We start from the raw sequence: 22,705 nt of genomic DNA on the forward strand, positions 1-22,705 counted from the left end.
GGTGCGGGTCGAGATCCGAGGAAGGTTTCGCAAAATGAACATCGTTAATGTCATCAGGCGGTCCGCGCGACGCAACCCCGGCAAGGTCGCGATCAACCATGGCGATGTCCAGGTGACGTACGGACAGTTGGTCGATCGATCCGCTCGCTTTGCCACATATCTCGTCGAACAGGGTGTTCGGCCAGGTGACCGAGTGGGCGTGTTGATGCACAACCAGCCGGAATGGATCATCGCGATGATGGGCGTCTGGCAAGCAGGCGCAACGTTGGTGCCGTACAACTACCTGTTCCATCCGTCCGCACTTCGACATGCGACGCAGGACGCGGAAGTGCAGCTAGTGGTCACTCCCGCGGGCGACGTGGAGCGACTCGCCGACGCTCTGCGTGGCCTGCCGATTGCCGGGCGGATCGTCTCGGTCGGTGAACATCACGACGCAATGATCAGTTGGGACCAGGCGTTGCAGTCACCACCGGCGCACACCGTGGTCCCGCGTTTCGACACCGATGACGCGGTGCTGATGTACACCAGTGGGTCGACCGGACAACCCAAAGGCGTGCGGCAGCCGCACCGCAGTATCGGTGCGGTATGCGAAGCTGAGTGCGAGGTGTGGTCCATCGACGAGAACGATCATGCGCTGGTGTGCACCCCGTTGTTCCATGTGGGCGGGCTGCAACTGATAACGCTCCCGTTGTTGTTCGCCGGCGGCACGGTCACACTCCGACGGTGGAACACTCGCGAGTGGCTGGCCGACGCCGTCCGGCACCAGCCGACGGTGGTCGCGCTGGTCCCGGCAATGATGATCGACATTCTCAACGAGCTGCGTGGAGAGACCCATCCACTGCCGTCGGTGCGAGTGTGCGCGGTGGGCGGCTCGGCACTGCCGCTGAGCCGCCTACGACAGCTCACCGAAGCCACGGGAATCGTAGCGGCGAACATCTACGGTCAGACCGAACAGATGGGCCTGTCGATCACGGAGCCGCTGGACCAAGATCGCCGCGAAGGCAGCCTCGGAAAACCGCTCGAACAGATCGTCGAGGTCCGGATTGTGTCCACCGACGACGACGACCTCGGTCGCGACGTCGAAATCGGGGAGACAGGTGAGTTGTGGGTTCGCGGCGACGCCGTGACCCCGGGATACTGGCGCCTCGACGAGGTCAACGACGCAAAGTTCGTCGACGGATGGTTCCGCACCAGCGACCTCGTTCGGGCAGACCGTGACGGCTACCTGTACTACGTCGACCGGGCGGACGACATGATCATCAGCGGAGGGGAGAACGTCTACCCCCAGATGGTCGAGGGGCATCTGGCAGCGTGCCCGCTCATCGCCGAGGTCGCAGTCATCGGCACGTCGCATGAGCGTCTGTCCCAACAGGTCACAGCCATCGTGGTGCCCACGAAACCCGGCGTCACGGCCGAAGACATCGCAGCCTACTGCGAATCGAATCCCAACCTGCGTGGACTTCAGCGACCCCGACGCATCGAGGTCGTCGACACCATTCCGCGGACAGCGACAAACAAGGTCGACCGGCCCTCTCTCAAGCGTTCATTCCGCTGACCAATCGCAACCGCAGTGCCCGCCGCGCAGAGCCGGGATGGTCCTCTCCGTCCCAGCGCGACACAGGCCTGCACGTACCGAGGGGAACCCCCACATGAACCTGGACCTGACGGGCAAAGTCGCGCTGATCACCGGTGGCGGATCAGGAATCGGAGCGGCCTGCGCACACCAGCTGGCGCAGCTCGGGGCACACGTCGTCGTCGCTGATATCCGACAACCCGACCCTGTCACGTTGGGTGTTGCGGATGCCCTGAGCCTCGGCGTGGACGTCACCGACCCTGAGCAGGTCGACTCGATGGTCACCCGGGTCCTCGATCGCCATGGCGCCCTCGACGTCGCCATCAACTGCGCCGGTGTAGGGATGCCGGTGAAGGCGCCTGTGGCGGAGACCGAGTACACGGAATGGCGCCGGCTGCTGTCGGTGAATCTCGACGGCACGTTCCTCTGTATGCGTTCCGAACTGGGCGTGATGAAGTCCGGGGCGAGCATCGTCAACGTGGCCTCGGTGACGGGCCTGGTGAGCGTCCAGGGTGCGAGTCCCTACGCCTCGTCGAAACACGGCCTGATCGGACTCACGAAAACCGCTGCGCTGGACTACGCCGCCGCGGGCATCCGGGTGAACGCCGTGGCGCCAGGTTTCATCGACACACCGCTACTGCGCGGACCCGATGCTGAGACCCGGAGTCGCCTGTCTGCCGCTCACCCTCTCGGACGGCTCGGCACCGCGGAGGAGGTCGCATCTGCGATCTGCTTCCTCGCGGCCCCCGCCGCCTCGTTCATCACCGGCTCTGTGCTGGTGGTCGACGGCGGATACCTCGCGCGCTGAACGACGCACGCACCACACCTCACAGGAGACCAACGTTATGAGTGCAGCTGTCGACACGCCGGCAGATCTTGTCGATCTGGTCGGCAAACCGCTGGGAGAAACGCCGTGGCGCGAAGTGTCGCAACCACAGGTGAACACTTTCGGCACAGTGACCGGTGACGAGCAGTGGATACACGTCGACGTCGAGCGCGCCAAAGCCGGCCCATTCGGCGGCCCCATCGCCCACGGCTATCTGACGCTTTCCTTGGTCGGCCCACTTTTCGCCGAACTGCTTGTCGTGCGCCGAGCGCGAATGGTCGTCAACTACGGACTCGACCGCGTCCGGTTTCCCGCACCGGTGCCGGTCGGGGGTCGAGTGCGCCTGTCCGCCACGGTTGCAGAAGTGACCGAGGTCAGCGGTGGCCTGCAATTGATCGCCGACGCCGTCATCGAGGTCCAGGGCTCGCCGAAGCCCGCGTGTGTCGCGCGGCCGGTCTACCGCTACTTCGTCTGAGTTCCCGGCCTGCTTCCTGGTCTGTGCACATGGCCGTCGAGTCTCGGCGGCGATCGTCGGTGCCGGACCCGGGCCTCGTGTTACGACGATCATGAACGCGTGAACGAGAGGCGCCGGCCTCCCCCAGGGAGTCCGGCGCCTCTCGGTTCGGTGGGAGTACCGTGTCAGACCTGACTAGGTGTCCCGGAATGCTGCTGGAGGAACCGGCCGATACGTTCGGTCGCTTCCCGGGCCTGTGGCAGGAAGTTGAACACCGGCCAGATATGCACCATGTCCTCGCCGATCTCCACATCGACTTCACCGCCGGCAGCTCGCACCTTCTCGGCCAGACGAATGGCGTCGTCATGTAGCCCCTCGTCGGTGCCGACCAGTACGCGCAGTGGAGGCAGTCCGCTGAGGTCGGCATACAACGGCGACGCCAGAGGTGTGGACTTGGGCTCCTGGCCCCCCAGGTACGCACCACCCATTGCTCCCACCAGAGCTGATGCCGGCAACGGGTCCAGGTGAGCACGCGTGGTGAGTGAATCTCCCTCTCCGGCAAGGTCGACGAGGGGTGAACAGACGACCGCGGCCTCCGGGCTGGTGTCGCTGCCGTCCCGAAGCTTGACCAGCGCCCCCATGACGAGCCCACCACCCGCCGAGTCCCCGACCAGGGAGACACCGCGGACACCGTCCTGCCGGCGGGCCCACCGATAGGCGGTGACGACATCGTCGAGTGGAGCCGGGAACGGATGCTCGGGTGCCAGTCGGTAGTCGACGACCAGGGCCCGGGCCCCCGAGGCCGCGGAGAGCCGATAACCGAACTCGCGGTAGCCGTGGGCGTTGCCCATGCAGAAACCGCCACCGTGGACGACGACGACCACCTGGTCGTGTGCGGCCCCGGGCGCGCTGACCCAGATCGCCGGGACACCGTCGGCGTCGACGCTGTCGATCTCGGCGTCGGCGGGTACCTCGAAATTCGCCAAGACCTCGTCGTACAGTCTTCGGTAGTCGTCCATCGTGGCCTCGGGTTCGGACACGAGATGACCCAGAAGATCTCTGGCTCTTGTCAATTCAGGACTGGTCATTACTTTTCTCCTTCGAAAGCGGTGCTCAGAGCTTTTCCAGCTTCGGCTTGACCTCGCGGGTGAAGAGTTCGTACCCCTTCGCTGCGGTCTCACCCTTGATGCCGCCGTACTGGAACACGGAGATCACTTCGTAGTCGCCCACGAGTGCGCGCCGTTCCTCGTGTTTGGCGATCTGCTCCTCCGGTGTTCCCCAGATCTGTGCGTTCGCGTAGACGTCACACACTGCTTCGATACCCATCGCGTCGATGGCCTCCTTGGCGGCGGCGTAAGAGGCATAACCCTTGGTGTTCTCGAAATGGCGGCCACCGAACTCGTAGTGCTCGACGCAGGTGAGGTAGTAGTTGGTGCAGGCCTCGTAAGCGACGCGCCGGGCTTCTTCAGAGTCGTTGTGGCAGTAGGTCAGGTCGATCATCATGGGCGGCGGAGCGTCCTCGCCATGGGTGTCCTTGAAGGTCTTTCGGTAGTCGTCGATCATCGGCATGTGCATGGTCTCCATCGGCCCCTGGATGAACGCCATCATCGGGACACCGAGCTTGCCGGCCACGATTGCGGAGTCGGGGCTCATCGCGACCATCGTGGTGCGTCCCCTGAAAGTTCCCAACGGCTTGGGATGGACGGGCACTCGCTTCTGCTTGTAGAACTTCCCGTCGTTCTCCACGAAGCCCTCCTCGAGGCCTCGCATGACCATTTCGGCGGCCTCGTCGAATCGCTCACGGGATTCGTTCATGTCGAGGTTGAAGCCTTCGTACTCACGACGGGCGAGTCCGCGACCCATGCCGAACATGGCGCGGCCGTCAGAGAGATTGTCGAGTAGAGCAATCTTCTCGACGACGCGCATCGGATCATTCCACGGCAGGATCACCGCGGTGGTGTGCAGCTTGGCGTTCGTGGTCCGGCCGGCGAGGTAGGACAGGAACTGCGTGTTGTCCGGGCACATCGAGTAACCGGGATCGAAGTGGTGCTCGACGCAGCCGATGCTCTCGTAGCCGTCGGCATCGGCTCGGACGGACAGCTCGATCTGATCCTTGAAGATCTCGTAGTCCGTGGACGCATTGTTGTAGTTCTGGATGAGGTTGGTCATATGGACCTTCACGTTCACTCCTTGTCCTGATGCGGGTTGGTTCACCGCGTTACATGAAGACCGTTGGCGCCCCGCGGGTCACGGTGTGTGCGGCGCTTCGATGTGGCGTGGCTTGTGATCGCTGTCACCAGCCGCACTGGGAAGAGAGTCGCAGCTCGCAAGAGGGAGGGGTTGTCTCATCGCGCTACAGTTGGAGCCCCCCAGATGGACCGTAGCGTTTTGGGACAGTGTCAGTGATGGCAGTCACTCTAGCGTCACTCAGCGACATGGATCGCATCGCCGTGTCAGCGGCACTCGACGAGAAGAGGCTCACATGGGACGTCTGGACAACAAGGTGGCACTGGTCACTGGCGCGGCGCGCGGGCAAGGTCGCGCCCACGCTCTGCGGCTCGCGGAGGAGGGCGCTGACATCATCGCGGTGGACATATGTGCGCCGATATCGACCGCGCCCTACCCCCTGGGTGAGCCCGGCGACCTGGAGGAGACGGCAAAGCTGGTCGAGCAGTTGGATCGCCGAATTCTGTTCCGCCAGGGCGATACCCGGGACCTCGAGGGCCTGCAGAGCCTTGTCTCCGACGGAATCGCGGAGTTCGGCGGAATCGACATCGTCGTAGCCAACGCCGGCGTGGCGAGCTATGGACCGGCGTGGGAGATCACTGAAGAGCAGTGGCAGGACGTTCTCGACGTCAATCTGACCGGGGTGTGGAAAACCGCCAAAGCCGCCATACCGTCCATGATCGAACGGGGGCAGGGCGGATCGATCATCCTGACGAGCTCGGTGGCCGGTCTGATCGCATATGCAAATCTCGGGCACTACACCGCCGCCAAGCATGGAGTCACGGGCCTCATGCGGGTCCTGTCCGTGGAGCTCGCTCCGCACAACATCAGGGTGAACTCCGTGCATCCGACGACGGTGAACACCAAGATGATCAACAACGAGGCGATCTACAACCTGTTCTTCCCGGGTGCGACAGACATGACGCAGGAGCAGGCCGCCGAGGGATTCGTCCACATGAACGGACTGAAGATTCCCTGGCTGGAACCCGTCGACGTCAGCAATGCTGTTCTGTTCCTGGCGTCTGATGAGTCGCGGTACGTCACCGGCACGACCCAGGTCATCGACGCGGGCGGCACCGCGCCCTACAAGATCCCACACGGCTGACAAGCACAACGACGCACCACCGGAGATCCCGATTCGGTGCGGGTTTCTCATCAAGACACTCAGTCGAAAGGGCAATACATTGAGCGACAACGTTTATCGGGTGACAGAGATCGTCGGGACCTCGACAAACGGCATAGACGACGCCATCTCGGTGGCGATCCAGCGCGCGTGCACGACGATCGATCATCTCGACTGGTTCGAAGTGACCGAGACCCGTGGCCACATCGAGAACGGCACGGTGGCGCACTTCCAGGTCACCTTGAAGGTGGGATTCCGGATCACGGACTGACCTGGCTGGTCATCGGTCGCAGAAGTGAAAAGTGGATCGGGACGGGAAGTCGACACCGTCCCGATCCACCGTCTGTGTCGCCCTAGGTCTGTGCGGTTGTTTCTCGGGGCACCACGACCGCCCGGCCGAGGACTTCGCCCCTGGCCAGGCGCTCGTAGGCGGACGGCGCTTCGTCGAGCGTGTGAGTCTCGACGGTGACGCGCACCCGACCGGCGCGGGCGAGGGCGATGACCTCCCACAGCTCGGACCGACTTCCCCAGAACGTGCTGCGTACCGAAACCTCGAAGGCCTGACGTCGATACCCCACTGGAAGGGCGCCGTGGCCGACGCCGACTACCGCGATGTCCGCATAGGTGGCCGCCACTTCGCCCGCCAGGCGCACGGTCTGCTCCGAACCGACGAAATCGAAGACGGCGTCCGCGCCCGCGCCGGCGGTCACCCGACCGAGTTCGTCAGCAGCCGCGTCGCCGTTGACGACGCAGTGGTGCGCGCCGACCGCCCGCGCGAGTTCCAACTTGTCGGACGCGACGTCCACAGCAATCACGGTCGCCGCTGTCATCGCTCGCAGAATCTGAACCGCGACGTGGCCGAGTCCACCCGCGCCGATCACCACCGCATGCGTGCCCGCGCCCAGGTGATGCATCGACCGTTTGATGGCGTGAAAGGCGGTGAGCCCCGCGTCGGTCAACGCGACAGCCTGGACCGGATCGAGATCGCCCAGCGGAACGAGGTGGCGTTCGGCGTCGACGAGCAGGTACTCGGCCATGGCACCGTCAACAGCTATGCCCGGAGGTTGCACTCCCCGCGCGTCCGTGCAGTAATTCTCCTCTCCGCGTGAACAGCTGGCGCAGATGCCACATCCCCATGGGCCGTACACCAATACCGCTGTGCCCGGCGCGAAGTGGTCCGCCCCGGCGCCGGTGGAGACCACGATTCCGGCGGCTTCGTGGCCGAGGGTCAAAGGCAATGGTTTGTAACGATATTCGGACGGGGACGCCGACATGATGTGAAGATCCGAGTGACACACGCCGGCCGCGGTGACTGCGAGCAGAACCTGACCCGGACCCGGGGTGGGGCGGGGGACCTCGACCACCGTCGGCGCGTCCCCGAAAGCCCGGTACTGCAGTGCTTTCACGTCTTCTCCTCGGTTCGCGGCTCGTTGCGTGCCCGTCACGCCGGTTGGACCCACGCTACGAATCCGCCCGTTCGTTCCGGTGTCCCAAGTTGAGACAGCCCACCCGATTCCGCGGACGCTGTGCCGCGCTGGTGTGCCGACGGCGTCCCATACTGCGACAACGCGAGGTGACGCCGGTCACCTACGGTGTTGGTGCTCGCGGCTCACGAGTTGTGATCCTCGCGCATCCCGTCTGTCGAAGGAGCTGACACGCATTGAGTTTCGCAGTCTCGTCGAACGCCGACTCGGTCGGCGATGTTCGATCCCGAATCGAAGAACGGGTGCTCGGTCGCGAACGGGAGCTCAAGCTCGTACTCGCAGCGGTCGCCTCCGGGCGCGACCTGTTGCTCGAGGGTCCACCCGGCACATCGAAATCAACTCTCCTGCGGGCGATTACCGCGGAGTGGGGAATCCCGCTGGTCTTTGTGGAAGGAAATGCCGACCTGACACCGACCAGGCTCGTCGGGCATCACAATCCTGCTCGCGTCCTCGCTGAGGACTACAGCGCGGGCAACTTCGTCGAGGGGCCGCTCCTGGAAGCGATGCGGACAGGCGGATTCCTCTACATCGAGGAATTCAACCGAGCACCCGACGATACTCTCAACACGCTGTTGACAGCGATGGCAGAGAGGGTGATCACCGTGCCCCGGGTGGGCAGCGTAACCGCGCTTCCGACGTTCCGGGTGGTCGCGTCGATGAATCCCTATGACAACGTCGGCACCACGCGTCTGTCGACCTCGGTTCACGATCGCATGTGCCGCCTGGTGACGACGTATCAGGACTCGGCAGCCGAACGAGAGATCGTGTCGCGGCGTACCGGGGTCGTCTCGGCCCGTCTCCTCGCCGACGCGGTCGCCTTGACGCGAATGACCCGCGAGCGTGCCGACATCCAGCAGGGGAGCAGTGTGCGCGGAGCGATCGATCTCGCCGTTATCGCCGAACAACTCTGCGCCCTCGACCAGGTCGTCGTCCCGGCAGTCGAGGCCGTGGCTCCTCCCCGTGGTCTGCCCGAGACCTATACCGCGGTGATACTCGACGCGATGCTGCTGGCGCTGTCTGGTCGAATCCACCTCGACGACGCGACGTTCAACATCCCCGAGGCCGTATTGCGGGAGATCTGGCAGGACTACTTCCTACTTCTGCCGGCTGCGGCCGATCCCGGTTGAAGAGCCCTTCCCGCCACCGACGCGATGACGCGCAAGCGTCCACCCCTACACGCCGGCCCTGTCACCAAGAAGCTGAAGCCGCTTCGGCGAAAGCCGAAGCAGCTCGACGAGGAACCCCAGTTGCGCACCTTCGGCGGAAGTGGCAGTCGAGCAGTCTCGATGTCTGCGGGCCGCGGTGGGCCCGGTCGCCCTGCCACTCCCGTACCGGGTGGCTCGGCGCCCGGTCTGACCGACGAGAACGGTGACGTGGTGAGCCCGAACCGAGGCCGTTCGGTAGACGAGGGCGCGCGACAACGGGCACAGGCCATCGCGCGCAGACTCGCACGGGCCGACCCGACTCGGCGTCGTCGTGGCCGTCGCGCGTCCGGAGGAACGCTCACATCGCTGCGATACCGCGGGGCGTCGGACGAGATCGACCTCGATGCCACGTTGTCGGCAGTCGCCGGGAACCCCCTCCCCACTGACGACGACATCATCGTGCGCGAGCGGGTACGCCGGCGACGCTCGATAGTGCTCGTCGTCGACGTCTCGGGATCGGCGAAAGGTGAGCAGATCCGAACCGCAGCCGCCACCGTCGGCGCGATGGTGGGGCAGTTGAGCCGCGACGACGTCGCAGTCGTCGCGTTCTGGTCGGATGCCGCGCTCATCTCTACACGCACACAACGGAAATCGCCGAATCAGGTGTTGGACGAGATTCTCGAGCTGCCCACCCGGGGGCTGACCAATGTCGCCTTCGCGCTCGAAGTGGCCGAACAGCAACTGGCCGGCGTCCCGGTCGCGGACGCTCGCGTCGTGTTGCTCAGTGACTGCGTCCACAATGCCGGCCCGGACCCGCGAATCATTGCGTCCAGGCTGCCACGACTCGACGTCCTGCTGGACACATCGGGGGAGAACGACATGGTGCTCGGTCGAGAAATGGCAGGCCTCGGCCGAGGGCGGTGCCGGCCGGTGAATGGCCACCGTGACGTGGCCCCCGCCCTCGCCTCGATCTTCACCTGACTCTGGCCCTCGATGGAACCGTGTACCGATATGGGACGTCTGAGATGACCGCGCCGAGAGTTGAATCAGTATGTGGTGGAGTGGACCGAAGGGTGAGGCTCATGGATGACAGCGATCGTGTGCCGCCTGCCGAGTCCGCCACGGAGCGCACCCGGTTCGGTGGGCATCGTGCGCGCGACTCAGTGGCGTGGGATTGGAAACCGGTAGACGACATCGACATCGAGGATCTCAGAGAGCGAGTCGCGCGGTACCGACCCCCGGTCCTCTCCCGAGCTTCCGGATGGGGTCGGGGCGTACCCACGGACTACCTCGGCGCGCTGACGGAGCACTGGGCAGGCTCATTCGATTGGCGTGTCCCCGAAGTGCGTATTCGTTCGTACCCGTGGACCCGTGTACACATCGACGGCGAACCGGTCACCGCGATACACCAGCGCTCGATCGATCCCGACGCGCCGGTGGTGGTCTTGCTTCACGGATGGCCAGACTCCTTCCTTCGGTTCGAACGCGTGCTTCCGCTGCTCTCGGACGTCCACGTCGTCGTTCCTTGCCTCACTGGGTACCCGGGTGCGGTGACAGCGGGGATACAACCAGCCACTCCGAGGGTGATGGCCCGCCAGGTGGCCGGACTGATCGAAGCACTGGGGTATGAGCGGTACGTGGTCTCGGGTGGTGACGTCGGTAGCGTTGTGGCTACCCATATGGCGAGAGCACATGGTGATTCGGTTTCTGCTCTGCACCTGACCGACCTGCCGGCATTACGGGTTTCCCCGGATCTGCGAGGGGATCTCACCGAACGCGAGCAGCGGTACTATCGCGATGCTCGTCGGTGGCGCGCAACGGAAGGTGGCTACCGTCTCCTGCAGGCGACGAAGCCCCACACCCTCGCGCGGGCACTGTCGGACTCGCCGGTGGGCCTGGCCGCCTGGATGATCGAGAAGCTGATCGGTTGGTCAGATTCTCGAGGTGAGAACGGGTTTGCGTTCGACCGCGACGACCTGCTCACGTGGGTGAGTCTGTACTGGTACACCGGTGCGATAGGAACGTCGTTCGATCCGTACTCCGCCGCGCCCCTGGATGTCGGCTTCGTCGACACCCCCACCGCCGTCAGCATGTTCCGTCATGAAATTCTTCCGCCGGGCCCAGACCTCTTCCGGCGCTTCTACGATGTGCGATCCTGGACCGAGTACGACGTCGGTGGTCACTTCGCGGCCTGGGAGCGGCCGGCAGAGTTTGTCGTGGGACTACGCAACGCCTTGGTCCTCGCTGAGGGCGTCAGGCGTGGAACGACGGACACTTGATCTCGAGGAGTTCACCTGACCGGCGGCCACTGAAACACCGCCGGCGCCCGGTGGGCCCACCACGACGGGCTTCGATGCGATCACGCCATCACAACGGCTGCCGCGTCCCGGTGCGATCGGAGCCGGTCGTCCTGTTCCTGGCTGCGGCGGATCGCCTGCTGGGCGTTCTGGGGCAGGTCGGGCAACATCGCGTGCACGCGCTCACGGTGCCGGGCGATCGCCTTGCGTTCGGGCATACCGGGATTGGGCTGCACCTGCGGGATGATCTCGGTGAAGTCCTCCTTGGTACCACCACCGGAAATACCCGCCGCCGCCATCGCCGCCTCCTGGGCGACAAGGGCCTCGTCCTTCTCCTCGGACATACCGATCGGACCGAACCGATCACCGGAGAGGAACTGCTTGACCACCGGCTGCTCCGAGGTCAACAACTGCTCCCGCGGACCGAACATCACCAACTCCTTGCGGAACAACATGCCGATGTTGTCCGGAATCGTCCGCGCGATGTTGATGTTGTGCGTCACGATCAGGATCGTCGCATCGATCTGGGCATTGATGTCGATCAACAACTGCGAGATATAGGCGGTACGCACCGGATCCAGACCCGAGTCCGGCTCGTCACACAGAATGATCTGCGGATCCAAAATCAGCGCACGCGCCAGACCGGCACGCTTGCGCATACCACCGGAGATCTCACCCGGGAGTTTGTCCTCGGCACCGGTCAGACCGACGAGGTCGATCTTCTCCATCACGATGTCGCGGACCTCGTTCTCCTTCTTCTTCGTGTGCTCACGAAGCGGGAACGCGATGTTGTCGAACAAACTCATCGACCCGAACAACGCACCATCCTGGAACAACACACCGAACAGCTTGCGGATCTCGTAGAGCTCCTTGGCCGAACACTGCGTGATGTCGGTGCCATCGATGATCACCGACCCCTGCTCCGGATGCAGCAGACCGATCAAGGTCTTCAAGAACACCGACTTACCGGTACCCGACGGCCCCAGCAGCGCCGACACCTCACCCGCCGGCAGGGTCAGAGAGACATCACGCCAAATGTTCTGCGAACCAAACGACTTCGTCAGATTCTCAACACTGACCTCGACACCCATGATTGAACCTCCGTCGATCGGGAGTACGGTAGCCGCAGCGCGATGAGCGTACAAAGACGCCGGCGCGCAACAATGCGTCCGGACGAAAGTAGCAGCTGCTGGGGCGGCCCGGAAGAGGCGTCACTCGGCGCCCAGGCATCCCGGTGATCGGCGAATATGCTGTTCACACTCCATATCTGCAGTTTCTCGCAGCAAATGCGTGTCGCTATCTGCCTCCGGCTCGGGGGCCAGAATCACCCGCCGTGGTGACGCGCGGAGACCTCGGTCGGACGAGACTCATCACGGGATCTCGATCTCCACGGAGTGGTCGCCACACGCGGCGCCGCCGGCGCTGGGGATCGAGATCGTGTCGGCCTGTACCAGCGAACGGAGTGTCCGTGATGCAGAATTCACCAATGGCGTCGGAGCGCCCGCTCGTCGTCGTCGGAGCCGGGCACGGAGGTGCCAATCTGGTTGCGCTGCTCAGGCAGGACGGGTTCGCAGGCGAGATCGTGATGTTCGGGGATGAGGAGCACACGCCCTACCACCGGCCGCCGCTGTCCAAGAAGTTCATGGACGACGACTCACTGCAGCAACACCTGCGTCCGCCGGACTTCTACCGGGAGAACGCAATCGCCCTTCGGCTCGGTTCAGTCGTGTCGTCGATCGACCCTGCGGGGAGAACGGTCACCACCTCAGCCGGCGAACGCGTCGCTTACGAGTATCTCGTGCTCGCCACCGGTTCGCGCCCTCGTTCGTTGACGATACCCGGGACCGATGGGTCGGGAGTCCTGTCGCTGCGTACCCTTGACGACGCGGGTCACCTGCGTCGAGCCATAGAGCGTGGTGGCCGGTTGGTCATCGTTGGCGGCGGGTACATCGGCCTTGAGGTCGCCGCACACGCACGCACCCACGGGATCGAGGTGACGATCCTCGAGCGAGAAGCCCGCGTGCTCGCTCGTGTTGCCAGCCCCGGCTTTTCCGATTTCCTGACCGGCCGCCACCGGGCTCAGGGCATCGACATCCGTACCGCGGTTGACGTCGTCGAGTTCGTGGAGAAGTCCGGCTCGGTTGTCGGGGTCGACCTGGCCGGCGGTGAGCGCATCGAGTGCGACTCGGTGCTCGTCGGGGTGGGGGCGGTTGCGAACGACGACATTGCCCGCGAAGCCGGAATCGCCTGCCAGGGAGGTATTCTGGTGGACGACCGCGGCCGCACGAACCGGCCCGGCATTTATGCGATCGGTGATGTCACCTGCCGACCACTCGGGGATGGGTTCTTTCGGTTCGAGAGCATTCCGAGTGCTCTGGAGCAGGCGAAGAACGTTGCCGCGCACATCGTCGGATCGCCCGCGCCGCGCCAGGAGGTCCCGTGGTTCTGGTCGGATCAGTTCGATTTGAAACTGAAGATCGCCGGCCACGTCCACCAGGGGATTCACGCAGTTCGGCGCGGTGACGAGGCCGACGGGAAGGTCGGGATCTTTCACCTCGATGCCGCCGACCGGGTGGCCGCCGCCGAGACGGCCAATGCCCCGGCACTTTTCATGGCAGCGAAGAAGTTCATCGCCAGCAGTGCAGTGCTGAACCCGCAGCGATTGGCCGATACCGGGTACGATCTGCGGGACTGTGTGGTTCACGGGAACAGGCGGGAGTGACCCCTGGAGACCCTGTGTCGTTCAACCCTTGTCGAGGTAGAGCGAAATCGCCTCGGATCGGTTGACGGCGCCGATCTTTCGCAACACCTTCTTCACGTGTGACTTGACCGTCTCGATCCCGATGAAGAGGCGGTCGGCGATCTCTGCATTGGACAACCCCTGCGCGATGAGGCGCATGACCTCGGTCTCCCGGCTCGTGAGGCAGTTCTCGATCTGGAGGTTGACGGCCGGGACGGCCAGCGGCGGTGGATGTACCTCCGACGGGACTTCGGCACCGATGTCGAAGTCGTCGGCGGTGACCCGGCTGGCGTCCTCGACGATGGTCTCGGCGGCTCGTCGAACCGCGGCATGGTGAGCGATGGCGATATCGGACCAGACATCGCGCGAGAATGCGGCACTCGCGGCACCCTGGTAAGCCCCCAGGCATCGTAGATCGTCGTCATCGATCGCAAGAGGTGCCGCCGGAACGACGTGGACGACGGCAGACACCGACGACGACATCAGGACCGGCGCGACCGCGTATGCCCTGGTGGCGAGCAGCTCTGCCATCCTCGGATCGGCGTCAGCACTCTCGACTCGCCGGGGCCCGCCGGCTGTCGTGATACACGTCTGTTCGGCTGAGTCCTCCGCGACCTCGACCCGCAGGTCCCCGGCGAACTCGATGGATTCGACTCCGTCGCCGGTGGCCGTCGCCTGGTGCGTTGGCCGGAGCGCGCCGTCGCACACCCCGGAGAACACCGCACGCCCGAACCCCGCGGTCGAGACCAGCTCCTCGCACAGCACCCGTGTCATCGTCCGATCGTCCACTCCGCTGAGCCGGCGGAGCGAGGACGGCAGCGCCTGCATCGTGGCGGTGCGTCGTTCGACGAAGAACTTGTGCAGCGTCAGTTGCAGCGACAGTGATCGCGAGATCAGGGTGGCATCGACAACGGCGGTTCGCGAATCCACCCGTACGGCAAACTCGGTCGTGTGCCGGGCGTCGCGCAGCACCGACTGCAGAGACATCGGCTCGGACGCCGGTGGCAGATCCAGCAATGCGCGGAGCTGCCGGTCGAGATCAGATAACGCGTGACCGGCCCGACCGGCGCTCGCGGAATTCATGCCCCGTGGATGGACGACTGGTGGGTGAGTTGCGCGAAGCGTGCGACGGCCGCTGACCGCGTCGTGGTGCCCAGCTTCTTCGAGATCTGCTTCAGGTGGGACTTCACGGTTTCCTCGGAGATCACCAGGGCCCGGGCGATCTGAGCATTTGTTGCGCCGGTGCTGATGTGGGCCAGAACCTCTCGCTCGCGAGGCGTCAAAAACGCAGGTGCGCCGGCCGCCTTGTCCGGCAGTGCGCCGAGGTCCGGCACAGACCTCTCCGCCGTGGCAGGCCGCCGGTGGGGGAACGTCGCTGCCTCGCCCAGGTGCGAGACTATGTCCCCGAACACACGGTCGACGTGTGCGGCGCTGATCTCGAGTCGCTCCTGGAGCTTGGCGCGCTCGAGGACCGAGGAGAGGCATTCGCCCAGGGCGCTGACGACGGTGAGATCTCCCGCGCACACTTCCGAGCGGCCCTGTGGACGATCGGCGTGCAGGATGCCGATCGTGCGACCCCGCGAGACGATCGGTGCGGCGACGTACCCGTCCGAGCGGGACACCGCGACGAGTTCTTTGAAGGTCCGTCTGTCGTTCGTCGCGCGTTCGGTCATCGTCGACGTGCGGGTTCTGACGATCTCGGTCTCGAGCGGCGCGTGAGACAACGGGATGTGTGCGCCGTGGACGTAGTCCAGAAAGGTGTTGTTCTCCGGGCTGTCATCACTCTCGATGTGCAGATGACGAGGGACCCACACGGCGGACCGGATGGAGGAGATCATCGCCCGGCCGAAGGACAGATCGCGACACATCCGCACCGGGATGTCGGCAACGATCTGATCGGTAGCCGAGTCGAGCAGGTCTTCGATGACCTTACGAACATGGCCGAGGGCGTGTGCGGTCCGTTGCGATTCGCGCGCGAGGAGCGCGGACTGGTCGTTGTGGACGTCGAACAGCAGCCGACATGCATCGACGCGTCGTCCGTCAGCTATCTCCGGTCGGGTCACGAACCGTTCCAGACCGGTGCGGACGGCGTTCAGCATCTCCGCCAGATCGGATGTCGGTTCCGGCGGTGGCGGACCGAGGAAGTCCAACCCGTCGTGCACGTGGTCCCAAGCGCGATCGATCAGCCAGGTGTCACTCCGAACCCCGGAACCGGCCACATCAGACGTTGTCTGATTCGGAGCCGAGCAGTCGCCCATGGCCCCCCTTCCCTCTGAGATGTACGTCACTCCGAAGAACCATGGTGCCCTACGACTCACTTTCGGGTCAAATGGTTAGACCAACGAAGGGGTGGCGACTCACCCTGGCTCGGGGGTGATCGGGGGGTGTTGGAGGGAATCGTCCCGAGAATCCTCGTCACCGCCAGGCTGGGGTTCCTAGTGTCGGACGGTGTCGGCGAGTCCAGGAGGACGCTGAGCTGCAGGGACCGCGCCGACTCCACAGGCGTAATCGGCGGGTGTACTCCCGCCCGCCCTGCCGGCAGATCGTCGGACCGAGGACTAAAGGATCACGCATGACTAATGCAACAGAACACGACAGCTTGTTCGTGGGCGGGGAATGGCGGTCACCGGCGGGTACCGGTCGAATCACGGTGGTGTCGCCGAACACCGAGGAGGGGTTGGGCTCGGTGCCCGAGGGCACCGAGCCCGACATCGACGCCGCGGTCTCCGCGGCACGTGCCGCATTCGCCGATCCGAACGGCTGGGGCGGATGGAGTGCCGGGGCACGCGCCGACGCGATGGAGCGACTCGCCGACGAGTTGGACAAGCGATCCGAGGACATCGCGCGGGCGGTCAGCAGCCAGAACGGGATGCCGATCGCGGTCGCGCAGCAGTTGGAGGCGGTGTTCCCGCAACTGTTGCTGCGTTACTACGCCGGCCTGGCCCGCGAGTACCCGTTCGAGGAGACCCGGCCCGGTTTGCTGGGCGGGTCGACGCTGGTGACCTCGGAACCGATCGGCGTCGTCGGTGCGATCGTGCCGTGGAACTTCCCGCAGGCCCTGGCCGCTTTCAAGTACGCGCCCGGACTCGCGGCAGGTGCGACCTTCGTCATGAAGCCGTCCCCGGAGACAGTCTTCGACAGCTTCATCCTCGCCGACGCCGTTGCCGCTGCCGGCATTCCTGAGGGCGTCATCAACATCGTCCCGGGAGGTCGGGAACTCGGTGCCTACCTGGTGTCGCACCCGGGGATCGACAAGGTGGCGTTCACCGGGTCGACCGCTGCGGGTCGGAGTATTGCGGAAACTTGTGGTCGGCTGCTGCGTCCGGTCACTCTCGAGCTCGGCGGGAAGTCGGCGGCCATCATCCTCGACGACGCTGATCTCGACCTGAGCAAGATCGGTGAGCAGCTCTTTGGTTCCACTCTGCTCAACAACGGGCAGACATGCTTCCTGGGAACGCGAATCCTTGCGCCCAGCAACCGATATGACGAGGTTGTCGAGACGCTCACCGGATTGGCCGCCTCGCTACAGGTGGGCGATGCCCTCGACCCGACCACTCAGATCGGGCCGATGGCGACGTCGCGTCAACGCGACCGGGTCGAGTCCTACATCGCCAAGGGCAAGGGCGACGGAGCGCGACTGACCACCGGTGGCGGACGTCCCGAGGCCGCCGATCGCGGGTGGTTCGTCGAACCGACGGTCTTCGCCGACGTCGACAACAATCACGCCATCGCCCAGGAGGAGATCTTCGGTCCGGTGCTCTCGGTCATCTCCTACGACGGCGACGACGAGGCGGTGGCGATCGCGAACGCCAGCGACTACGGACTCGGCGGCTCGGTGTGGACCTCCGATCACGACCGCGGTGTTGCCCTCGCGCGCCGGATCGCTTCGGGCACATTGGGAATCAACAGCTACCTCCCGGACCCCACGGCGCCGTTCGGCGGAATCAAGGCGTCGGGGCTGGGGCGTGAACTCGGGCCGGAAGGACTCGCTGCCTACTTGGTGCCCAAGTCGATCTATCTGTGACACGTCTGACTCCCAGCCGTGTCCGAAACCCAGCGGTCGGCGCATCGTCTCGACGATGCGCCGACCGTCGGCATTGTGCACTCATCCGACGACCGCGCTGCGGTGGTCACCGGTCCCTCTCCGAGGGACCCCAAAGTACCCAGCAGGGGTGATGTGTACCAGTCCCGTTCTGGCCAGACTGGTGTCAGGGACTCCTGCCCCTGAATCTTTCGACAGCTCAAGAGGAGTAGGCATGACTTCAACGACGAGTGCAGCACGCGCGACCACGGTGCCGAAGGAGATCGCGGAGCAGATCATTCTGCCCGAGGGTCATCGCGACGAGGTGGCGCTGTTCAACGCATACCGGTGGTTGCGGGACAACAATCCCTTGGGCGTCGGTGAGGTCGAGGGCTACCAGCCGATCCATCTGGTCAGCAAGCACGCCGACATCATGGAGATCGAACGTCAGCCGCACATCTTCACCAGCGGTGGTGGCGAGAACAAGGGATCGGAGAATCCGATCCTGACCAACATCGCCGGTGACGAGTTCACCAAATCGATCAACAACGGGAGCCTGCGCATCCTGGAGACGCTGACCTATCTCGACCCGCCCGAGCATACCGTCATCAAAGACATTGCGGCCGACTGGTTTCGGCCTAACAAGCTCAAGCAGTGGGAGGACACCATCCGTGGCCTCGCCCAGGAGTCGGTGTCCAAGCTCGTCGCAGGCAACGGACGACTCGACTTCGTCAAGGACTTCGCCATCTCCTTTCCGCTGCACGTCATCATGAGCCTGTTCGGTGTGCCGGAGTCCGACGAGCCGCGGATGATGTCACTGACCCAGGACTTCTTCGGCACCGCCGATCCCGACGCCGTCCGGGAGGACGTGACGCCCATGTCGCCGGAGGCCGCAGCCCAGCAGTGGGCGGCGACCATCGCTGACTTCTTCGCCTACTTCGAAGTCCTGCTGCAGGATCGGCGCGCGAACCCTCGCGACGACCTGGCCACCCTGATCGCCACCGCGCGCAACGAGGACGGCGAATACTTTCCGCCACAGGTCGCCTACGGCTACTTCATCGCGATCGCGACCGCCGGTCACGACACCACGTCGTCGACCCTGGCAGGCGGCGTGCACGCACTCTCGCAGGACCCGGCACTGCTTGCCCGGGTAAAGGGCGATCTGTCCCTGGTTCCCAACCTCGTCAACGAGTCGCTGCGGTGGGCGTCGCCGGTCAAGCACTTCATGCGGACCGCGTTGGAGCCCTACGAACTCCGTGGCCGCTTGGTCGAACCGGGAGACCGGTTCATGCTTCTGTACCAGTCGGGTAACCGCGACAGTGACGTCTTCGTCGATCCCGATGTGTTCAACATCGACCGTCGCCCCAACAAGCACATCGCCTTCGGCTACGGCCCCCACATGTGCATCGGCCAGCACCTGGCAAGGATCGAACTGCGTATCATGTTCGAGGAACTGCTCCCGAAGATCGAAGCCATCGAGGTGACGGAAGACACCAAGGTCATCCAGACCAACTTCGTCGGCGGCTTGAAGAACATGCCCGTCGCGATCGACTTCGTTTCGTAGGGACCGTCTCGCCTGAGACCAGCGGCGGCCGGTCGGTTCTCCCGACCGGCCGCCGCTCAACACCTTTTCGCACGTCCAGGTACACGAGACAACAGCATCGGCTGTCCCCATCGCGCCTCTGTGATGGCGACCCGAAGTGGGGTCTTGTCACGTCCTTCGGGGCTCAACGCTGGCGAGAAGACCCGGACTGGTTGTAACGGACGGACATTCGATCCGGGTGAGTCCGCCGATGCCGGTGCCCGCTGCCTGTGCAGATGCCGCCGAGCTCCTCGAGGCCGATGTGGATCAGGTCGCCGGGAGCGTCGTGTCAATGGCGGCGGTGTGATCTGTCATGTCGGCGCCGGTCGGCCTCGCCGCAGCGGCCACCGATCTCCGACGACGAATGGTGCCGGTGCGAGACGGCCACGTTCGGTGAGAAGACAGTGCCGGTGAGGCTCGGTGACACGAACAGCATTGGCCGACCACCCCTCGTGGTCGGCCAATGCTGTTCGTTCACCGGCAGTTTCGGATCGTCTGCATCGGGTCACACCGGCTGGAGGCCGCCGATCTTCCACTGATCACCCGATCGGACCGCGGTGACCTTGACGCGGCTACCGTCGAGCTGTGGAGCGGGCTCCTCTGAGCTCGTCGTGGTCTGGTTTATGAACATCAGAACACTGACGGAGTCGTCGGCGACCGAGATGACACCGGATTCGGCGATCTTTGCGTTCGTGACGATGCGGTGCGCGGCGGCGGCCGGAATGATCGAGGACTTGGTGAGAGTGGTGAAGTCTTCCCGGAACTTGCCGGTCAGCAGGTCGTACTTGGCGGCAAACTCCTGGTTCAGATCGTTGTTGCCGTCGTAGGACAAGAGTTTCGGGACGTTGCTTTGCATTGCAGCAAGGGCTTGGGCACGGTCGTCGCGTTGATTGTCCTGAAGACGGACCTGGTAGGTGAGGTACCCGGTTGCCGCGATGGCCACCACGCCGAGCAGACAGATGGCGGCGAAGACGATCCGGGCTCGACGGGCCGGTACCCGGTTGACCCGGTGAATAAGCCTGGAACCGATGCGACGGAGAGGCGAGAGGGACTTGCTGAGCGTGTTCATGAGACGAACTCCACATCGGAAACGAGCCAGCGGCCGCCGACATGGGCGAGCTGTAATTTCATCCGGTATACCCGAGGCTGGCCTTCAGGCGCCTCGGAGTTCTTGACCTGTGAGGTCACCGCAGCGATCGCGGTGGCGGTCTCGTCGTTCGACGACAGTATCGCGACCTCGTCGGCCTCGCCGATCGAGTCGACCTGCCCCTGCTTGAGTACAGCGGCAAACCCCCCGGTGGTGTCACCGATCTGGTTCAGGAACTCGCCGGTCGCCCCGTCCCGGATGCGTTGCACGTCGGCATCTGCCGAGCCGTGACGCAGGGTCACGAGGTTGGCCACCACCTGCCGGGCAACGGTGGTGATGTCGCTGTCGCGTGCGAGCGTCGCGTCATTGGTCGTATAGGTCCGGCCGAGAACGAGTGCGGCGACGATAGCGGCCATAACCACGGTGACGCTCGCCGCGAGATAGATGGTCCGGCGGACTCCGAGCGCCTCGGCGCCGCTCTGGGCGACCGTACCGCTGGCTCCGGAATCCGCACCTTCGGAGTCGTCATCGGTCGGGTCGTCGGTGTCCGTGGAGCCAGCGTCGGGGGCGCCGGTATCGAGGGCGTGTCCGGCGAGCTGCTCACTCTCCACAACCTGCTCCGTCGGTGCGGTGGATTCCTCGGGCGGGTCATCGTGCACGGACTCGGCGGTGCCGGGATCGGCGGCTACCGCGGGAAGAGTTGCTGCCATTGGGTTTTCACTCCTTTGTCATTCGGTGCCATGATCAGGTTTCCGATCTGGAACGTGGTGCCGTCCGGGGTGTGAAACCGTCCGGTCTGCGGGTCATAGGGAACCGCGACTGTCGAGGAGTTCCGCTGCCGGCCGCGTGTCCCGGGGTCTTCACCGGACGGAGCGACGCCCCCGGTGGGCCGGGCCAGCATCTGCCGCCAGGTAGACGGCAGGCCGCCGGGGCACTGACGCAGATCGGCGGTGCGCACACTCGGATCGCTGGCACACGGTGCATTACGGACACCGCGAGCCACTCGCGGATCATCTTTCGGCAGGGTGCAGTATGCGGTGGGGGAAGGATTCACCGGACTCAGGTCGCTCGGATCGCGGCGACGGGTCTCCTGATAGCCCTGCGTACAGGATGGGGGATTGCTGCTGTTGCCGAGCTTCACGTCGAGGTTGCCCTGCCCGGACAACAGGTCGTCGGGGCGCTGCACGCCACGGTGCATCGCGTTGATCGCCGTCGCGACGGCAGGATAGACCACCAGGACATGTCGCAGGCCAGGGACGTTGACCCGCAACACTTCTCCGGTCGACTGCAGATTTGCGAGCAGGATCGGCAGGGACGGCGTCAGATCGCGGAGCGTGCCACCGAAGGCGTCGAAGAACGGTGCGCCGGTGCGCAACACCTGGGCAATGGAGTCATCGCTGAGCGTGAGCTGACGAGTAAAACTGTTCAGGTTGGTGGCAATCGACGAGATCTGTGGCCCGGCGGCGTCGAGCCTGCCGAGCACGGGGTTGAGATCGGTGACGAGACGCGTCGTCGCACCCAGATTTCGATGCGCCTGGCCGATCAGCTGGCTCGCTGCGATCAACGCCCTGTTCAGCTCGGGACCGACGCCGTTCAAGCCGGCCGACGCCTCGTCGACGACGGTTCGCAGTGACTCCTTGGGTACTGCTTCGAGTAGGCCGTAGACCTTCCGGATGACCTCCGTCGCCGGTATCGGGATGTTGGTGTTGCTCTGTTCGATCCGTGAACCGTCAACCAGATCCGGTCCGCCTGGACCCGTGGGGACCACGTCGATGAACTGCTCACCGGCGACCGAGACACTGCGCACGTAGGCCTTGCTGTTGGCCGGGATGTGATTGCCGGACTTGATCTGCAACCGGGCCGACGCGCCGTTGATCCCGGCATCGAGGGCGGTGACCACGCCGACGTCCACCCCGCGGTACGTGACCAGGGCATTCGGGTACAGCCCGCCGGCGTCGGACAGGTCGGCGGTGACGGTGTAGGTACCGATTCCGGTGTAGCGCTGGAATCCGCCGTAGGCGTAGCCGGTGTAACCGACGGCGCAGATGGAGATAATCGCGAAGACGGCGAGCTGGACCTGAACCAGACGGGATCTCATCGGTGGGAATCCTTCTGTATGCGCAGCGGGGCACGTAACGGATCGGTGT

At 64.6% G+C, this 22,705-nt stretch carries 20 protein-coding genes; 11 read left to right on the forward strand and 9 right to left on the reverse strand.

What is annotated here, in order from left to right:
- Window positions 1–34: 34 nt before the first annotated feature.
- From BLU62_RS27195 to BLU62_RS27205, 3 genes are all read left to right on the forward strand, one after another.
- Window positions 35–1,555 (forward strand): class I adenylate-forming enzyme family protein, encoded by a 1,521-nt coding sequence (locus tag BLU62_RS27195; RefSeq protein ID WP_074853477.1) that lies wholly within the window; start codon window positions 35–37, stop codon window positions 1,553–1,555.
- 94 nt (window positions 1,556–1,649) lie between these two features.
- The gene (locus tag BLU62_RS27200; protein WP_074853479.1) at window positions 1,650–2,381 is read left to right on the forward strand and encodes an SDR family NAD(P)-dependent oxidoreductase; all 732 of its coding nucleotides are present in this window, start codon (window positions 1,650–1,652) and stop codon (window positions 2,379–2,381) included.
- Between the two features lie 37 nt (window positions 2,382–2,418).
- A complete protein-coding gene (locus BLU62_RS27205) occupies window positions 2,419–2,874 on the forward strand; it encodes a MaoC family dehydratase (protein WP_074853481.1) in 456 nt (151 codons plus the stop codon).
- Window positions 2,875–3,038: 164 nt separating this feature from the next.
- Here BLU62_RS27205 and BLU62_RS27210 read toward each other — a convergent pair whose 3' ends face one another.
- Window positions 3,039–3,941 (reverse strand): alpha/beta hydrolase, encoded by a 903-nt coding sequence (locus BLU62_RS27210; RefSeq protein WP_074853483.1) that lies wholly within the window; start codon window positions 3,939–3,941, stop codon window positions 3,039–3,041.
- 25 nt (window positions 3,942–3,966) lie between these two features.
- Complete coding sequence (locus BLU62_RS27215) at window positions 3,967–5,034, reverse strand: LLM class flavin-dependent oxidoreductase (protein WP_074854278.1); 1,068 nt, start codon at window positions 5,032–5,034, stop codon at window positions 3,967–3,969.
- Window positions 5,035–5,335: 301 nt separating this feature from the next.
- Between BLU62_RS27215 and BLU62_RS27220 the strand changes: the two genes are divergently transcribed.
- Together BLU62_RS27220 and BLU62_RS33265 are read left to right on the forward strand one after the other, a co-directional pair.
- Complete coding sequence (locus BLU62_RS27220; protein WP_074853484.1) at window positions 5,336–6,184, forward strand: mycofactocin-coupled SDR family oxidoreductase; 849 nt, start codon at window positions 5,336–5,338, stop codon at window positions 6,182–6,184.
- A gap of 79 nt (window positions 6,185–6,263) precedes the next feature.
- Complete coding sequence (locus BLU62_RS33265; protein ID WP_074853486.1) at window positions 6,264–6,473, forward strand: dodecin; 210 nt, start codon at window positions 6,264–6,266, stop codon at window positions 6,471–6,473.
- An 82-nt stretch (window positions 6,474–6,555) separates the two neighbouring features.
- Here BLU62_RS33265 and BLU62_RS27230 read toward each other — a convergent pair whose 3' ends face one another.
- Window positions 6,556–7,608 carry an NAD(P)-dependent alcohol dehydrogenase gene (locus BLU62_RS27230; protein ID WP_074853488.1) on the reverse strand — a complete coding sequence of 351 codons (1,053 nt, stop codon included), beginning with the start codon at window positions 7,606–7,608 and terminating at the stop codon, window positions 6,556–6,558.
- Between the two features lie 254 nt (window positions 7,609–7,862).
- On the opposite strand from BLU62_RS27230, the gene BLU62_RS27235 reads away from it, so the two are divergent.
- The 3 genes from BLU62_RS27235 to BLU62_RS27245 all read left to right on the forward strand — a co-directional run bounded on the left by BLU62_RS27235 (window position 7,863) and on the right by BLU62_RS27245 (window position 11,110).
- A complete protein-coding gene (locus BLU62_RS27235; RefSeq protein ID WP_074853490.1) occupies window positions 7,863–8,813 on the forward strand; it encodes an AAA family ATPase in 951 nt (316 codons plus the stop codon).
- Window positions 8,814–8,837: 24 nt separating this feature from the next.
- Window positions 8,838–9,812, forward strand: coding sequence for a vWA domain-containing protein (locus tag BLU62_RS27240; protein ID WP_074853491.1), 975 nt, complete (start codon window positions 8,838–8,840; stop codon window positions 9,810–9,812).
- A gap of 101 nt (window positions 9,813–9,913) precedes the next feature.
- On the forward strand, window positions 9,914–11,110 hold the full coding sequence (locus tag BLU62_RS27245) for an epoxide hydrolase family protein (protein WP_084811953.1): 1,197 nt from the start codon (window positions 9,914–9,916) through the stop codon (window positions 11,108–11,110).
- Between the two features lie 80 nt (window positions 11,111–11,190).
- On the opposite strand, the gene BLU62_RS27250 is transcribed toward BLU62_RS27245, so the two are convergent.
- A complete protein-coding gene (locus BLU62_RS27250; RefSeq protein WP_074853493.1) occupies window positions 11,191–12,219 on the reverse strand; it encodes an ABC transporter ATP-binding protein in 1,029 nt (342 codons plus the stop codon).
- 395 nt (window positions 12,220–12,614) lie between these two features.
- On the opposite strand from BLU62_RS27250, the gene BLU62_RS27255 reads away from it, so the two are divergent.
- Window positions 12,615–13,850: an FAD-dependent oxidoreductase gene (locus tag BLU62_RS27255; RefSeq protein WP_074853495.1), complete on the forward strand. Its 1,236-nt coding sequence runs from the start codon at window positions 12,615–12,617 to the stop codon at window positions 13,848–13,850.
- A 21-nt stretch (window positions 13,851–13,871) separates the two neighbouring features.
- On the opposite strand, the gene BLU62_RS27260 is transcribed toward BLU62_RS27255, so the two are convergent.
- Window positions 13,872–14,951: a helix-turn-helix transcriptional regulator gene (locus BLU62_RS27260; RefSeq protein ID WP_074853497.1), complete on the reverse strand. Its 1,080-nt coding sequence runs from the start codon at window positions 14,949–14,951 to the stop codon at window positions 13,872–13,874.
- Window positions 14,948–16,087 (reverse strand): helix-turn-helix transcriptional regulator, encoded by a 1,140-nt coding sequence (locus tag BLU62_RS27265; protein ID WP_244278418.1) that lies wholly within the window; start codon window positions 16,085–16,087, stop codon window positions 14,948–14,950. The genes BLU62_RS27260 and BLU62_RS27265 overlap by 4 nt, the downstream gene beginning before the upstream one ends.
- 353 nt (window positions 16,088–16,440) lie before the next feature.
- Here BLU62_RS27265 and BLU62_RS27270 point away from each other — a divergent pair, with 353 nt between their 5' ends.
- Window positions 16,441–17,892 (forward strand): aldehyde dehydrogenase, encoded by a 1,452-nt coding sequence (locus BLU62_RS27270; protein WP_074853500.1) that lies wholly within the window; start codon window positions 16,441–16,443, stop codon window positions 17,890–17,892.
- A 232-nt stretch (window positions 17,893–18,124) separates the two neighbouring features.
- On the forward strand, window positions 18,125–19,453 hold the full coding sequence (locus BLU62_RS27275) for a cytochrome P450 (protein ID WP_074853501.1): 1,329 nt from the start codon (window positions 18,125–18,127) through the stop codon (window positions 19,451–19,453).
- A 523-nt stretch (window positions 19,454–19,976) separates the two neighbouring features.
- On the opposite strand, the gene BLU62_RS27280 is transcribed toward BLU62_RS27275, so the two are convergent.
- From BLU62_RS27280 to BLU62_RS27290, 3 genes are read right to left on the reverse strand one after another with little or no spacing between them, the layout of a single operon-like run.
- Entirely contained in the window at window positions 19,977–20,540 is a 564-nt protein-coding gene (locus BLU62_RS27280; protein WP_074853503.1) for a hypothetical protein, read from the reverse strand.
- Complete coding sequence (locus tag BLU62_RS27285; protein WP_074853505.1) at window positions 20,537–21,268, reverse strand: hypothetical protein; 732 nt, start codon at window positions 21,266–21,268, stop codon at window positions 20,537–20,539. The genes BLU62_RS27280 and BLU62_RS27285 overlap by 4 nt, the downstream gene beginning before the upstream one ends.
- On the reverse strand, window positions 21,244–22,656 hold the full coding sequence (locus BLU62_RS27290) for an MCE family protein (RefSeq protein ID WP_074853507.1): 1,413 nt from the start codon (window positions 22,654–22,656) through the stop codon (window positions 21,244–21,246). Before BLU62_RS27290 ends, BLU62_RS27285 begins: the two co-directional genes overlap by 25 nt.
- Window positions 22,657–22,705: the final 49 nt, after the last annotated feature.

The organism is Gordonia westfalica (genome assembly GCF_900105725.1).
In the GTDB taxonomy this organism is placed as follows: Bacteria; Actinomycetota; Actinomycetes; order Mycobacteriales; family Mycobacteriaceae; genus Gordonia; species Gordonia westfalica.